Annotated in this window: 15 protein-coding genes and 1 pseudogene; 9 read left to right on the top strand and 7 right to left on the bottom strand. The window is 53.9% G+C overall.

All coding sequences use genetic code 11. The annotated features are described in order from the left end of the window. Nucleotides 1–113: 113 nt before the first annotated feature. Genes ACO0U8_RS00155 through ACO0U8_RS00170 form a run of 4 tightly spaced genes read left to right on the top strand, consistent with a single transcriptional unit; the run spans nt 114 to nt 4,141 of the window. The gene (locus ACO0U8_RS00155) at nt 114–590 is read left to right on the top strand and encodes a GlcG/HbpS family heme-binding protein (protein WP_421670026.1); all 477 of its coding nucleotides are present in this window, start codon (nt 114–116) and stop codon (nt 588–590) included. Nucleotides 591–632: 42 nt separating this feature from the next. After that, complete coding sequence (locus ACO0U8_RS00160; RefSeq protein ID WP_421670027.1) at nt 633–1,202, top strand: sugar dehydrogenase complex small subunit; 570 nt, start codon at nt 633–635, stop codon at nt 1,200–1,202. Beyond that, nucleotides 1,195–2,799, top strand: coding sequence for a GMC family oxidoreductase (locus ACO0U8_RS00165; protein ID WP_421670028.1), 1,605 nt, complete (start codon nt 1,195–1,197; stop codon nt 2,797–2,799). Before ACO0U8_RS00160 ends, ACO0U8_RS00165 begins: the two co-directional genes overlap by 8 nt. 22 nt (nt 2,800–2,821) lie before the next feature. Further along, nucleotides 2,822–4,141, top strand: a complete 1,320-nt coding sequence (locus ACO0U8_RS00170; protein ID WP_421670029.1) for a c-type cytochrome — start codon at nt 2,822–2,824, stop codon at nt 4,139–4,141. Between the two features lie 46 nt (nt 4,142–4,187). Here ACO0U8_RS00170 and ACO0U8_RS00175 read toward each other — a convergent pair whose 3' ends face one another. Beyond that, nucleotides 4,188–5,294 (bottom strand): GGDEF domain-containing protein, encoded by a 1,107-nt coding sequence (locus ACO0U8_RS00175; RefSeq protein ID WP_421670030.1) that lies wholly within the window; start codon nt 5,292–5,294, stop codon nt 4,188–4,190. Between the two features lie 273 nt (nt 5,295–5,567). Between ACO0U8_RS00175 and dauA the strand changes: the two genes are divergently transcribed. Beyond that, nucleotides 5,568–7,235, top strand: coding sequence for a C4-dicarboxylic acid transporter DauA (gene dauA, locus ACO0U8_RS00180; RefSeq protein ID WP_421670031.1), 1,668 nt, complete (start codon nt 5,568–5,570; stop codon nt 7,233–7,235). Nucleotides 7,236–7,311: 76 nt separating this feature from the next. Here the strand turns inward: dauA and kdsA are convergent, their stop codons facing one another. From kdsA to hemA, 6 genes are all read right to left on the bottom strand, one after another. Beyond that, nucleotides 7,312–8,166 (bottom strand): 3-deoxy-8-phosphooctulonate synthase, encoded by an 855-nt coding sequence (gene kdsA / locus ACO0U8_RS00185; RefSeq protein WP_056770704.1) that lies wholly within the window; start codon nt 8,164–8,166, stop codon nt 7,312–7,314. 95 nt (nt 8,167–8,261) lie between these two features. Further along, complete coding sequence (gene sirB1, locus ACO0U8_RS00190; RefSeq protein WP_122095317.1) at nt 8,262–9,071, bottom strand: invasion regulator SirB1; 810 nt, start codon at nt 9,069–9,071, stop codon at nt 8,262–8,264. Nucleotides 9,072–9,073: 2 nt separating this feature from the next. Continuing rightward, nucleotides 9,074–9,463, bottom strand: coding sequence for a SirB2 family protein (locus ACO0U8_RS00195; protein ID WP_122095318.1), 390 nt, complete (start codon nt 9,461–9,463; stop codon nt 9,074–9,076). Between the two features lie 44 nt (nt 9,464–9,507). Then, nucleotides 9,508–10,350, bottom strand: a complete 843-nt coding sequence (gene prmC / locus ACO0U8_RS00200) for a peptide chain release factor N(5)-glutamine methyltransferase (RefSeq protein ID WP_421670032.1) — start codon at nt 10,348–10,350, stop codon at nt 9,508–9,510. Then, nucleotides 10,350–11,432: a peptide chain release factor 1 gene (gene prfA, locus ACO0U8_RS00205; RefSeq protein WP_056770715.1), complete on the bottom strand. Its 1,083-nt coding sequence runs from the start codon at nt 11,430–11,432 to the stop codon at nt 10,350–10,352. Before prfA ends, prmC begins: the two co-directional genes overlap by 1 nt. Before the next feature lie 33 nt (nt 11,433–11,465). Further along, nucleotides 11,466–12,728 (bottom strand): glutamyl-tRNA reductase, encoded by a 1,263-nt coding sequence (hemA, locus tag ACO0U8_RS00210; protein ID WP_136375965.1) that lies wholly within the window; start codon nt 12,726–12,728, stop codon nt 11,466–11,468. A 399-nt stretch (nt 12,729–13,127) separates the two neighbouring features. Here hemA and ACO0U8_RS00215 point away from each other — a divergent pair. From ACO0U8_RS00215 to lolB, 4 genes and pseudogenes are all read left to right on the top strand, one after another. Continuing rightward, nucleotides 13,128–13,295 (top strand): annotated as a pseudogene (locus ACO0U8_RS00215) (type VI secretion system tube protein Hcp); the annotation flags it as partial. Between the two features lie 75 nt (nt 13,296–13,370). Continuing rightward, nucleotides 13,371–13,814, top strand: coding sequence for an STM2901 family protein (locus tag ACO0U8_RS00220; RefSeq protein ID WP_217202917.1), 444 nt, complete (start codon nt 13,371–13,373; stop codon nt 13,812–13,814). After that, nucleotides 13,808–14,140, top strand: coding sequence for a DUF1493 family protein (locus ACO0U8_RS00225; RefSeq protein ID WP_421670033.1), 333 nt, complete (start codon nt 13,808–13,810; stop codon nt 14,138–14,140). Before ACO0U8_RS00220 ends, ACO0U8_RS00225 begins: the two co-directional genes overlap by 7 nt. Nucleotides 14,141–14,427: 287 nt before the next feature. Next, nucleotides 14,428–15,051: a lipoprotein insertase outer membrane protein LolB gene (gene lolB, locus ACO0U8_RS00230; protein WP_056770726.1), complete on the top strand. Its 624-nt coding sequence runs from the start codon at nt 14,428–14,430 to the stop codon at nt 15,049–15,051. Nucleotide 15,052: the final 1 nt, after the last annotated feature.

Consider the following 15,052-nt stretch of genomic DNA (forward strand, 5'->3'; position numbering starts at 1 on the left):
CGCCCGTTAACGTTACTGCTTTTTAATCTTTCTGATTTAACACGTTTATTTTTGAAATCTTATTCGAAAAATACGTCAAGCCATGTTTTTCTACTGCTACAAGGGATGAGTCTATGTCTGTTAAAAATATCACCGCACAAGCGTTGCTGTGTGCCAGCACGCTGTTATTTTCGGCCACTTCCGCCTTCGCCGCTGAACACCCGCAGCTGGATAACGCGCAGGCCGCCAACGTGATCGACAGTGTGAAATCCACTCTTGCGGAACAACACAGCACCGGTTGCGTGGCGGTTGTTGATGCATCTGGTTCATTACTGGCCTTCCAGCGCCTTGACGGTTCTCCGGCGGGGTGTGTGGATGCCTCGATCGGTAAAGCGCGCACGTCTGCGCTCTATCACGCCCCCTCATTGAAATTCATGCAACGCCTTGCCGGTGGCGAAACCACGGTGCTGGCGATCCCGCATGCTGTGCCGCTGGGTGGCGGATTCCCGCTGACACTTAACGGTGAAGTCGTGGGCGCAGTCGGTGTCAGCACACCGAAACAGGAAATCGATAACCAGTCTTCTGAGAAAGCGGCTGCCGTCCTGAAATAACGACGTAACACTCATAATAATTCGTTCACGGAACATCTCGTCATGATCAATCTTTCTCGTCGCCGGCTGGTTATCGGCACGGCGGGCGCACTGGCTGCGGGGATCGGCAGCCAGATACTTGGCGGCGGCGTCTTTGCCACCCTGGCGCATGCCGCCCCGCCACTGGCCTCGGCAGTGACTATGCCGGCCAGTTTTATGACACTTTCAGCACAGCTCACCGGCATGAACTCCCTTGAACCGCATCTGGCTCAGGCGCTTTACAGCTGGCTGCATCAGTCACAGCAAAATGCCCAACTTGATACTCAGCTCGATGCCCTTTCCGCACTGATCACCGCGCACAGCGGCGTGGTCGGTGATGATTTGCATCAGTTGCTGGCGCAGCAACCGGCCGACCTGGCGCAGCTGTATCAGCAACTGGTCAGCGGCTGGTATCTCGGCGTGGTCGGTCAGCCCGGCAGCCAAAAATGTATCGGATTCGAAAATATCGTCAGCTATCAGTTGCTGAAAAATAACCTGCTGCCTCCGAGCTACGCACCGGGTGAACCGAATTTCTGGGTCAATAAACCTGCTGCTTCGCAACAACTTTCCACGGAGGTGATGGCTCATGGCTGATGCACTGAATGCAGATGTCGTTGTTATTGGCGCCGGTATTGCCGGTTCTCTTGCTGCACTGAAAATGGCGAAAGCCGGGGTTTCCGTGCTGATGCTGGATTCCGGACCGGTCATCAAACGCGACGAAGCGGTTGAGTTGTTCCGCCAGTCACCGCTCAAAGGCGACTTCACCGAACCCTATCCGCCGAAGCCGTGGGCGCCGCAACCGAAATTCCAGCCAAAAGATAACAACTATCTGATCCAGAAAGGCCCGGATATTTATGCCGCCCAGTATCTGCGCGGCGTTGGTGGCACCACCTGGCACTGGGCCGGACAGGCGTTCCGCTTGCTGCCTAACGACATGAAGATCAAAACGCTTTACGGCGTGGGCCGCGACTGGCCGATCGGTTATGAGGATCTGGAACCCTATTACACAGAAGCCGAAATTCAGATGGGCGTTTCCGGTGACGATGCGCTGGATTCCCCGCGATCGCAGCCCTATCCGTTGCCGGGTATTCCGCTGCCGTACGGGTTCGATCGCATCAGCAAACGCATCGCCAAACTCGGTTACGTACTGGGGATCGGCCCGCAGGCGCGTAACAGCATTCCTTACGATGGCCGCCCGGCCTGCTGCGGTAACAATAACTGCATGCCGGTGTGCCCGATTGATGCGCAGTATCACGGTGGCATTTCCGCGCGCAAAGCCATCGACGCCGGTGTGCGGGTGATTGCCAACGCCGTGGTGTACAACATCGAAGCCAATGACAGCGGCGACATCGTCGCCGTGCATTATCTCGATGCCGATAAAGTGGCACATAAAGTCACCGGCAAACGCTTCGTGCTGACCGCAAACGGCATCGAAAGCCCAAAACTGTTGCTGATGTCCACCAGCGATAAATACCCGAACGGCATCGCCAACAGCTCCGGCATGGTCGGCCGTAACCTGATGGATCATCCGGGCACCTCGGTGGAGTTTTATGCCGATGAACCGGTGTATTTTGGCCGCGGGCCGATGCGTCCGGGCAGTATCAATAACCTGCGCGACGGCGATTTCCGCAGCGACCGCTCGGCCTTACGTATCGACGTCGCCAACACGTCCCCGGTGCGTTATCTGACCGAGCGCCTGGTGCGTCAGGGCTATTACGGCAAAGCGCTGAACGACAAACTGACCTATCAGTCGGAGCGTTTTATTCAGCTGAAATGTCTGCTGGAAATGCTGCCTGAGCCGGAAAACCGTGTGGTTCTCAGCAAAACCAAAAAAGATGAATGGGGTATTCCGCGCCTCGAAGTGCACTACAAATTCCCGGAATACGTGCACCGCGGTTATGACCAGTCGATGCTTGATTTCCAGAAAATCGTCAAAGAAATGGGCGGCACTGAGGTGGTGTACAGCAAGCGTGGCGTGTACGACAACAACCAGCACATCACCGGCACCATGATCATGGGCAGCGATCCGCGGGATTCGGTGGTGGACGGCGACTGCCGTACGCACGATCACCCGAATCTGTTTATCGCCGGTACCGGCATTATGCCTTCCGCTTCAACGGTGAACTCCACGTTGTCGGGTACCGCTCTGGCATTGCGTATGGCTGATACGGTGCTGAAAAGCCTGGCCTGATTGATTTTCTGAGGACTGAGTAATGAAAATGAAATTCATGCTGGCATTGCTGCCGTTACTGGTAGTGGCTGGCGCACGGGCTGATGACGCCGCGGGTCATACCGATTTAATCAAGCGCGGTGAATATCTGGCGACAGCCGGTGACTGTACCGCCTGCCATACCGCGCCGGGCGCGGATAAAACCGCGAAATTCGGCGGCGGTTATCCGCTGGCATCGCCTTTTGGCGTGATTTACGGCACCAATATTTCTTCTGACAAACAGTTTGGCATCGGCAACTGGACGGACGACGAATTCGTGCGTGCGGTGCGTGACGGTGTGGGCAAAGACGGCCAGCAACTTTATCCGGCCATGCCTTATGACTCTTTCACCAAAATGAAACGTGAAGATGTGCTGGCGATCAAAGCGTACCTGATGTCTCTGCCAGCGGTGAATTCCGCGGGGCCGCAAACGGATCTGTCATTTCCGTTCAACCAGCGCTGGGGCATGCGCGTGTGGAAGATGTTTAACTTTGACGAAGGCGAACTGAAAAACGATCCGTCAAAATCTGCTGACTGGAATCGCGGCGCGTATCTGGTGGAGGCACTGGAACACTGCGGCACCTGCCATACACCGCGCACGCTGACCATGGGCATGGACACCGACAAAGCGTTTTCGGACGGGGATTTGGGCGCGTGGGTGGCCTTCAACATCACGCCGGATAAAAATGCCGGGATAGGCACCTGGTCGCAGCAGGATCTGGTGACTTACCTGAAAACGGGCTTTGTGGCCGGTAAGGCGTCGGCGTCCGGGGCGATGGCAGAAGCCATAGAGCACAGTTTGCAGCATCTTTCCGACAGCGACCTGAATGCCATCGCCACCTATATCCGTTCCGTTCCGGCCATCGGTGATGACAAACAGACGAAACCGCGTGATGCGTGGGGCCGTCAGAATCAGGATGTGTACCCCCTGCGTGCAGAGGGGCTGACTATTGACCAGTCGGCAGCGGCACTCTTTAATGCCAGCTGCGCAGCCTGTCACGGCAAAGGCGGCGAAGGCAGCGGTGAAGGGTTCCATGCGTATCCGTCGCTGTTCAGTCATACCAGCACCGGTTCATACGACAGCCGTAATCAGGTGTCCGTTATCCTCAACGGCGTGCAGCGCCATATGGATAAAGGCGAAATCATGATGCCGTCGTTTGCCGATCAGCTTAATGACCAGCAGATTGCCACGCTGAGCAATTATGTCAGCACGCAGTTTGGTAATCCGGCGGGCGCGACGGTCACGGCAAAAGAGGTGGCGAAGATGCGTGAAGCTGCTGATCTGCCCTCTCCGCCAAAAATCGAAGAAGGCACGCAGAAATAATCTGTCAGGGTAAAATCAATTCAGGGAGCCGTTGTCAGGCTCCCTTTTACATTCCGGGATAATCTCGTTTAGCGCCCAGCGACGAGAGCGTCAGGATCGAACTGGCCACCACACGGTTTTTGCCCTGCCGCTTTGCCTCATATAATGATAAATCAGCCAGTTTCAGCGACTTGCGGATAATCATACCCGGCAGGTAAAGGGATACGCCCAGTGACACTGTCACGTTAAGCACCCGTCCATCCTCGAGAATAATGGCGCAATCCTCCACTTCCTTACGGATGCGTTCGGCAATCGCCATGAGCGTGCCGGGGTCGCAGGTCGAGGTCATCACCAGAAACTCCTCACCGCCGTAACGCCCGGCGAAATCATCGCTGCGCGTCAGGTGGCGTAATAACCGCCCCACTTCGGTCAGCACTCTGTCTCCGGCCAGATGACCAAAAGTGTCGTTAACCTGTTTGAAGTTATCGATATCCAGCAAAATCAGTCCGCAGGCTTCGCGCTGTAACTGCCTCTGATCCAGCCAGTAATCGAGACTGGCACGGTTGTTTATCTGCGTCAGTTCATCGGTCGCCGCCTTCACGCGGATAGTGAAGACTTTGCCCATATAAATTTCTTTATAATTGAGGGCGTGATAACACAGGATCATGCAGCCGGCAGAAATGAGCTGATAAACCAGCAGTTCTGACCAGGGAACCTGAATGCCATGAATGCTGGAAATTAACGCCAGCCGGAAAGCACCGATCAGGATAATGGTGATATACAGTTCACGGTGTTTGCGCCTGCGCCAGACGCGGAATAAAAACAGCGTGCCAATAATGATGGCGATAAACAGATTGTTCAGCGTAAACATGCCGTTGAACACAAAAGACACAATAAAACTGCACAGCCCGCTCAGCCAGCCGCCGAAAAACGTCACTAAAATCATCGGCAACATTTCAAGACTGAAAGATAAATCGTCGACCAGTACCAGACGATTACTGCGTAAATATAAGGCAGTCATCCCGGCCACCACGCCGAAAACCATCCGCTTCCAGTGTGAGCCTTTGAAGGTAAAAGGTTCGCTGCGGCTCAGGAGAAAAAAGATGATCGACAGCGTGGCATAGGTAACACAAATATCCCCATACAAGCTTCTGAGCGATAAGATATCCGGCATAGATAAATGCGTCCCCTTACGGTTTTCCCTCCAGATTACGGGTTTTAACTTAAATATAGATGATCAATGCCCCGAAAGTTTCTCACCGTGAAATATAGCGGGACGTGTCACATTGTCGGGAATTAAACTGGCGCACAGACTACACACCAAAGGCCGTTCACTCCTTGATTTATATCTAGATACCCTCAGGCGAATCGGCGTAGGCTGAGTGCTTTCGGGTAAAGGAAGACCTGTGTTCTTTTCAATCCTTTTTCGTCAGGTGGTTTACGTCGTATGAATACCTCAGGAAGTCGCCGTGTCAGGCTGTTCAGTGCGCTGATTGAAGCCTGTATCCTTGAAAAATACTCTCTCCCGCGTTTACTTAAAGACGCTATTGCCGGTGTCACCGTCGGGATCATCGCGATCCCGCTTGCCATGGCGCTGGCGATTGCCAGCGGTGTGCCGCCGCAGTACGGGCTTTATACGTCAGCTATCGCAGGGATTGTGATCGCCATCTGCGGCGGTTCGCGTTTTAGCGTGTCCGGGCCGACCGCGGCATTTGTCGTGATCCTGTTCCCGGTGTCGCAACAGTACGGCCTCTCCGGCTTGCTGCTGGCGACGCTGATGTCCGGTTTCATGTTGCTGCTGATGGGGCTGGCGCGTTTTGGCCGGCTTATCGAATACATTCCCCTGCCGGTGACGCTGGGTTTCACCTCGGGGATTGCCATTACCATCGGGACCATGCAGCTCAAGGATTTCTTCGGGCTGTCGATGGCTTCAGTCCCGGAACATTATCTGAGCAAAGTGGCGGCGCTGGTGATGGCGCTGCCGACGCTGGATTACGGTGATGCGGCTATTGGCATTGTGACGCTTGCCGTTCTGATCGGCTGGCCGAAACTCGGTTTACGCGTACCGGGGCATCTTCCTGCGCTGCTGGCAGGCTGCGCGGTGATGGCGATTTTCATGCAGGCCGGGCACCCGGTGGCTACTATCGGCTCACGCTTTCATTATCTGTTGCCCGATGGTTCGCAGGGCAACGGCATTCCGGCGATCCTGCCACAGTTCACGTTGCCGTGGAGTGCATCCGGCGGCAGCGGCCTGAGCTGGACACTGGTTCAGGCATTGTTACCGGCAGCCTTTTCGATGGCGATGCTTGGCGCCATCGAGTCGCTTCTCTGCGCAGTGGTGCTGGACGGGATGACAGGCAAAAAACATCATTCTGACAATGAACTGATCGGTCAGGGTATCGGTAATATCGTCAGTCCGTTCTTTGGCGGCATCACAGCGACGGCGGCCATTGCCCGCTCGGCAGCCAACGTGCGTGCCGGTGCAACCTCACCGGTGTCTGCGATTATTCACTCGTTGCTGGTGATCCTCGCCCTGCTGGTGCTCGCGCCGTGGCTGTCCTGGCTCCCGCTTGCCGCCATGGCGGCGTTGTTGTTGATGGTCGCCTGGAACATGAGTGAAGCGCATAAAGTGGTGGATTTGCTGCGCCGCGCGCCCAAAGACGACATTCTGGTGATGCTGACCTGCATGAGCCTGACCGTGCTGTTTGATATGGTGATCGCCATTACTGCCGGTATCGTGATGGCTTCGCTGCTATTTATGCGACGCATCGCCAAACTCACCCGTCTGACCGAGGTGCCTGCGGAGGCGGCGGAAGACACTCTGGTCATGCGCATTAACGGCCCGCTGTTCTTCGCCGCCGCAGAGCGCATCTTCAGCGAATTGCAGGTGCGCAGTGCCGGTAAAAAAGTGATCGTTCTGTTGTGGGATCGCGTTGCGGTGCTCGATGCCGGTGGCGTCAATGCATTACGGACCTTCATCGCGAATCTGCCTGAAGGCACCGAATTGCGTATCGCTGAGATCCCTTACCAGCCGCTCAAAACCCTGGCCCGCGCCAGAATGCAACCGGTGGCAGGAAAACTGAGCTTCCACAGTTCGTTGCAGGACGCGCTGTAATACTCACTCAGAAATACTCACGCAGAAATGCAAAAGGCGACCCTCGGGTCGCCTTTATTTTATCTGATTGCTGCGCTTATTTGCTGGTATCGAGCGCCGGGAAGCTTTTCACCAGATCGTCGATGGCTTTCATCTGCACCAGGAAAGGTTCCAGTTTATCTAATGGCAACGCAGACGGGCCGTCACATTTCGCGTGAGCCGGATCTTCGTGCGCTTCAATGAACAGACCTGCGATACCTACCGCCATGCCTGCGCGCGCCAGTTCTGCTACCTGTGCACGACGGCCGCCGGACGCTGCGCCAAACGGGTCGCGGGTTTGCAGTGCGTGAGTCACGTCGAAGATCACCGGATGACCGCCCGTGGCGTTAATCATCACGTTCATACCCAGCATGTCGACGACCAGATTGTCATAACCAAAGTTGCTGCCGCGATCGCACAGAATCACCTGGTCGTTGCCGCCTTCTTTGAATTTATCAACGATGTTACCCATTTGCCCAGGGCTGACAAATTGCGGTTTTTTCACGTTGATGACGGCGCCGGTTTTCGCCATTGCTTCGACCAGATCAGTCTGGCGCGCCAGGAATGCAGGTAACTGGATCACGTCAACCACTTCTGAAACCGGCTGTGCCTGCCAGGATTCATGCACGTCAGTGATGATTTTCACGCCGAACGCCTGCTTCAGCTCCTGGAAAATCTTCATGCCTTCGTCCAGACCCGGACCACGGTAAGAATGAATCGACGAGCGGTTGGCTTTATCGAAAGACGCCTTAAACACGTAAGGAATACCCAGTTTCTGCGTCACAGTGACGTAGTGTTCGCACACGCGCATCGCCATTTCACGCGACTCGAGTACGTTCATCCCACCGAACAACACAAACGGCAGATCGTTGGCGACTTTGATGTCCTGAATGCTAACCACTTTATGTTTCATGCTTTGGCCTTTTTAGTGATAAATCCTTCATCTGAGGCAGCCTCAACAGGCAGTTTCTCAACACGCATCAGATGATAATGTAAGGTAATAATAAATTAATGCAGCGTAACCTGCTTGTGTTCAATCGCATGGATCTGCACTTTGATGACTTCTGAAATCGGGTCTTCCGGGCATTGTTCGACAAAGTAGCTGAGATCGGAAATAGCCACCTGATTACAGTCGAGCTGAACGTAAATCAGACCGCGGTCGCGGATTTCATAAGGATCTTCCGGGTCGAACTGCAACACGGTTTCACTTGCCCGCAAAGCCATTTCAAACTGCTTTTCTTCCATCAGCGCGGCTTTCAGCGTATCGAGCATTTTGCGCACGATCACCGTGTTTTCCGCTTCTTCCAGATCGTCGTCTTCGATTTCTGCCGTCACGCCCAGATTGCCTTTCAGCCAGACGCTGAGCATGTGCTCGTTGAGCGTGTCGCCGTTGATGGGGTTAAGTAACCACATCTCTTCATCCAGCCAGTCAGCGCGTAAAATCAGCTGAGTCGGGAAAATCACCGGCATCAGTGGCAGATTCAGTTCATGGGCGATATGCAGGAAAATCACACCCAGCGACACCGGCGTGCCCTGCCGTGAAGCCAGCACTTTGTCGATCCAGATAGCATCCGACAGGCGATAGACACCGCCCGCGCCACCAAATCCCCAGGTGCGATAAAACAGTTCAATCAGGACTTCCAGTTGCTGATCCTGATCGAGATTTTCAGGCACGACACTGCGCGCTTCATCCACCAGCACTTGTAACTGGCGGCGGACATCCTCCGCGTTGAAATCAAAGCGCACGGATTCCGTCACTTTGATCACTCCGGTACTCAGAGGGGCCGTGTTAAATTCAAAATCAGCAAGCGTACTCATAGTTATCCCAATAGCAGCGGTATTTTCGTCAGGGCCAGTTTGAGAACCAGATAGAGACAAGCGAGCGCCAGAATAAAGGCCAGCCAGCGTGTTTTCTGGCTAAGAGGTCGCTTGCTCAGGGCTACAAAACCCAACGCAATATAGATAATAACGCCGAAAAGCTTTTCGGTCAGCCAGGTTCCCTGTGGGCTGAACGGATAAAAGTGGGTGATGAAGATAAGTGAAATACCGCTTATTAACAACAGCGTATCCACCATGTGCGGCACGATCTTCACCCAGCGTTTCTGCATCATAGCAGAACCCGCCCATTTCCAGAAAAAACGTAAAACAAACAGCGTAATACTCAGCGTAATAGTTAGCAGATGCAGATTTTTCATCCAGACGTATGCCATTACCCGCTTCCTCAGATAGGGTTCATTATTATGCGGTCAGGCGATCACAACGCTGGCAGCATCCACTGTCCAAGCGTGACGCGATCGTTATCACCGTAATCTTTCACGGTGGAAATCTGCTGATAACCGGCCTGGTGCAACAACGCCTGAACGTCATTCGCCTGCTGCCAGCCGTGTTCGAGCAGTAACCAGCCGCGATCCTGAAGATACGCGGGTGCGCTGCGAATAATATGAGCCAGATCAGCCAGACCGGCATTATCTGCCACCAGCGCGCTCGCGGGCTCAAAACGCACGTCACCTTGCGCCAGATGAGGGTCGGCTGCATCAATATAAGGAGGATTACTGGCGATCAGCGCAAAGGTTTCACCGGTAACCGGCGCAAACCAGCTGCCCTGTAAAAATCGCGCATTCGGAATTGCCAGTTTTCGGGCATTGTGTTGCGCCAGGCTGACGGCATCGGGTTGCACATCAACGCCGGTTAACTGGCAGTCGGGGCGTTCGCTGGCAACAGCCAGGGCAATCGCGCCGGTGCCGGTGCCTAAATCCAGCACGCGGACCGGCTCAGGCGGTAAATGCGCCAGCGCCTGCTCGACCAGGCATTCAGTATCAGGACGGGGAATTAAGGTAGCGGGAGAAACCGAGAGTGGCAGCGACCAGAATTCACGTTCACCGGTCAGATAGGCAACCGGCTCACCCTGCTCGCGTCGCGCAAGCAGAGTCTCCAGTTGCTGAAGTTGTTCAGCGGTCAGCAGGGTTTCGCCAAACGCCATAATGAAAGTTCTTGCCCGGCCAGTCACAAAACCGAGCAAGATTTCCGCGTCGCGTTTCGGGCTTTCACCCGCCGCGAGACGGCGGGTGGCATCACGCAGCCAGCACTGAAAATCCATTAATCCTGCTCAGAAAGCGCGGCGAGCTGATCGGCCTGATATTCCTGCACGATCGGCTGGATCAGCGTGTCCAGCTTGCCTTCCATCACTTCATCCAGACGATAAATCGTCAGGTTGATGCGGTGATCGGTGACCCGGCCCTGCGGGAAGTTGTAGGTGCGGTTACGGTCTGAACGGTCGCCGGTGCCCAGCAGGTTACGGCGCGTTGACGCTTCTTCGGCATGGCGTTTTGCCACTTCGGCAGCGCGAATACGCGCGCCCAGCACAGACATCGCTTTGGCTTTGTTTTTGTGCTGCGAACGTTCATCCTGGCATTCCACCACGATACCCGTTGGAATGTGGGTGATACGGATGGCGGAATCAGTGGTGTTAACGTGCTGACCGCCCGCGCCGGAGGAACGGAAGGTATCGATACGCAAATCACCGGCGTTAATTTCCGGCAATTCGGCTTCCGGAATTTCCGGCATCACGGCAACGGTACAGGCCGAGGTATGAATACGTCCCTGCGACTCCGTTTCCGGAACGCGCTGAACGCGGTGGCCGCCCGATTCAAATTTGAACTGACCATAAACACCGTCGCCGCTGACTTTCGCGATCACTTCTTTATAGCCACCGTGCTCGCCTTCGCTGGCGCTCACGATTTCCACACGCCAGCGACGCGATTCCGCGTAACGGCTGTACATGCGGAACAGATCACCGGCAAAAATTGCCGCTTCGTCACCGCCGGTTCCGGCGCGAATTTCAAGGAAGCACCCGCGTTCATCGTCAGGATCTTTAGGCAATAACAGAAGCTGTAATTGTTGTTCGAGCTCTTCGATGGTGGCTTTGCACTCTTTGATTTCGTCCTGCGCCATTTCGCGCATCTCGGGATCATCGAGCATCATTTCAGCGGTTTCTAAATCGTCCTGCGCCTGACGCCAGGCCAGAAAACATTCGGAGACGGACGTTAACTGAGAATATTCGCGGGAAAGACTGCGGAATTTATCCTGATCGGCGATAACGCTGGCATCGCCAAGCATCGCCTGCACTTCTTCGTGGCGCTCTTGTAACGCTTCCAGTTTGGCAACAATAGAAGGCTTCATGCGTGGTGTTTAACCCTGTGAAAAAAGGAGGAACTATTGCTGACCCAGCCCCAGGCTGTCGCGTAAAATTTGCAAACGCTCCACATCACCGTCGCTGGCTGCCTGTTGCAGAGAACGGGTTGGCGCGTGAATAAGGCGGTTTGTCAATTTGTGGGCTAATTCATGGATCACCGCTTCGACGTCAGCGCCCTGCGCAATCGCTGCGATGGCTTTGGCTTCTGCGTCGGCGCGAATAATATCAGCACGCGAGCGATAATCACGAATAATTTCAACGGCTCCCTGCGAACGCAGCCAGGCCATGAAGTTAGAACTCTCCTGCTCAACGATGGTTTCCGCCTGGATGGCGGCCGCTTTGCGTTGGGCAAGATTGTTTTGAATGATGCTGTGCAGATCATCAACGCTGTACAGATAGGCGTTGGCCAGTTTGCCGACTTCCGGTTCGATATCGCGCGGAACGGCAATATCCACCATCAGCATGGGCTGGTTGCGGCGGGCTTTTAACGCGCGCTCCACCATGCCTTTACCGATGATCGGCAGCGGGCTGGCAGTGGAGCTGATGATAATGTCGGCTTCGGCCAGGCGGGAGTCGATATCCTGCAGGCTGATGACTTCTGCATTCACTTCTGTCGCCAGCGCCTGCGCCCGTTCACGGGTACGGTTGGCAATCATCATGTGGCGGACGTTATGCTGATGCAGATGACGCGCCACCAGTTCGATGGTTTCACCGGCACCGACCAGTAACACACTGACTTCCGAAAGGGATTCAAAAATCTGACGCGCCAGCGTACAGGCGGCAAACGCCACCGACACCGCGCTGGCCCCGATATCAGTTTCAGTGCGAACACGTTTTGCCACAGAGAAGGATTTCTGGAACAGACGCTCCAGTTCGCCGGAAACGGCCTGACCGTTTTGCGATTCCGCGAAGGCTTTTTTAACCTGCCCGAGTATTTGCGGTTCACCGAGCACCAGAGAATCCAGGCCGCTGGCGACGCGCATCAGGTGGCTGACAGCTTCATTGCCGTGATGCCAGTACAAGCTTTTACGCACTTCATCTTCACTGAGATGATGATAGTCGCATAACCATTTCACCAGCTGGTCCTGCAAATTCCCCTGCTGTTCAACGCTGAGGTACAACTCAGTCCGGTTACAGGTAGACAACACCACACCGCCCTGCACCAGCGGTTGCTGGAGCAGACTGGAGAGCGCCTGATCAAGTGTCTCGGGTGAAAATGTTACCCGTTCACGCAGAGACACCGGGGCCGTTTTATGGTTGATACCTAATGCAAGCAGGGTCATATGGGAGGCGGTTATCGGCTTATACTTTATATTAGTATGGGTTTACGTCTGCTGCGCATTCTACAAGATGCGCGAGATCAATAAAAGGCATACAGCACCATCGGTTAAATATGATGTGGGTTTATTTCTGAGTCTGCGGAAAAACCGCACAGAATGCGGGTTGGAGCCCGATCTGATAGATCCTTACCACCTCCCTATTTTCCAGTAATTCATCTGTTTTCAGCTCTGTATTGCCCCCAAAATGCCCCAGACGTCGAGACCATTTCGCCCCCCGACGAATTCCTATAGCCGACCGTTATTACTAAACCTCTGAAAATTATCACCCTCCACTTTTCGTTATTGTCTCCTGAACTCAGCGGGAATAAGGTAATTCCTTACATTTATAAAGGAATTATGAATATGGCAATCCCTGCTTACTTATGGCTCAAGGATGATGGCGGCGCGTTGATCAAAGGTTCAGTCGATGTCAAAGACCGCGAGCACTCCATTGAAATCACCAGCTTCAGCCATAACCTCTACATCCCCACGGAGGGTAATACCGGTAAGCTGACCGGTACACGTGTCCACGGTCACGTGGCATTACCTTGATGGAAATATTAAATACAGCGACGCATGGAATGAACGCATAACAGGGTAAAAAGTATGGATACGGTTGAAGAGCTTAACGACACGTATTTCTATCGGGGATTCTCTAATCTGTCATCAGGAGAATTGCTGTTCTGGATTTTCCTGGACACTACAGCTGAACACTTTGATGTTGATGACTACCTGACAATTGGTTTGATTCTATTAGGCCAGCCAACGATAGACACGCGCACTAAGCCAGGAACTGCAACGAAGGGGACGTCACCACTTAGTTCACAGTTGCGCCATTTACTGAATGTTAAGACCATGCGTTTACCCACCCTGACGTCCGGAAGTATTAAGCGCCTTAAGTTCAGCTATGTGACAAATCTGGGTGCTTTCGTTGGTCGGTGGATTCCGATTCTGGGCATTATTATCATTGCTTCTGATGTCTCTACGATAGCGTACAAAGCCACGAATAAGTACAACACCCTGGCGCGGGGTAATGACAAACTATGGTAGGCAACGAAGACGTCATTGAGTGGTACAGCAAGCGGTTCAACAAGCCTGTACTGTTCTCAAAAAAACAGATTCCGGTCACGATTGAGACGAGCCTTTCAACTGGTCGCTATGTGTGGGCGAGTGAAACGGGTGCTGAAATCATGGAGGAATATTTTGAGAAGTTCGGGGTAGACCCGGCAGGATTCGATTTCTATAAATACTGGCCTGCAGAGACCTTTATCCTATTTGCACTGTGTACGTCAGGTGCTGATGACGATGAGCCTCAACCGCTCGCGCTAAGAATGCTAGCTGAGTCTGCGCGTGCAGGTAAATGGCTCTATGACTGACTCAATCTGATACAGATCGTAGGATATTAATCTTTACCCGGCTAGAAACCGGGCTTTTTAGATGCACGGAATATCGTCAAATTCATCAGTCGTCGCATCATTGATGTTAGACAGATAGGTAATCATCGGTTAAATCCAATTACAAATCAGCATTGTCCCAAAACGGATTGATCGCCGATCATCTGCGCAGGGTTGAGATCACCCGCCTCGCTGGCTGTGCTAAACTGACGCACGCCATTATTGCCCTGGCACCTCATTCAGCCATCGCACAAAGGATTTAATCTGTTATGCCAATGCGTAAAGCCCATTTTGTTCGCCTTCTTCCTCTCGCAAGTTTAGTCCTTGCGGCGTGTTCTTTTAATACGCCGAAAGGCCCGGCGACCAGCCCGACGTCCCCGCAATGGCGTGAACACGAAGCGCAGGTCAAGCAACTGGACCACTATCAGACCCGCGGGTCTTTTGCCTATCTTTCCGATAAACAGAAAGTGTACGCCCGCTTCTTCTGGCAACAATATTCCCGTGACAGCTACCGTTTACTGCTGACTAATCCGCTGGGCAGCACCGAAATGGAGCTGAAAGTGCAAAGCGGTATCGCACAGCTGACCAATAATGAAGGCAAGCATTACACCAGCGACAATCCTGATGACATGATCCAAAAACTGACCGGTATGTCGATCCCGCTGGATAATCTGCGTTTATGGATGCTCGGCCTGCCGGGTGACGGCACCGATTTCACCCTCGACAGCCAGTACCGTCTTTCTCAGGTGAAATTCACTCAGGACGGCAAACCGGGCACCGTGGTCTATCAGAGTTATGACGACGACGCGAAACCTTCCCTGCCGCAGCGTCTGGAAATGACCCAGGGCGAGCAACGCATCAAACTGAAAATGGATAACTGGACGCTGAACTGAG

It is taken from the genome of Rahnella sp. EDr1-12, from assembly GCF_049206505.1.
GTDB lineage: Bacteria > Pseudomonadota > Gammaproteobacteria > Enterobacterales > Enterobacteriaceae > Rahnella > Rahnella rivi.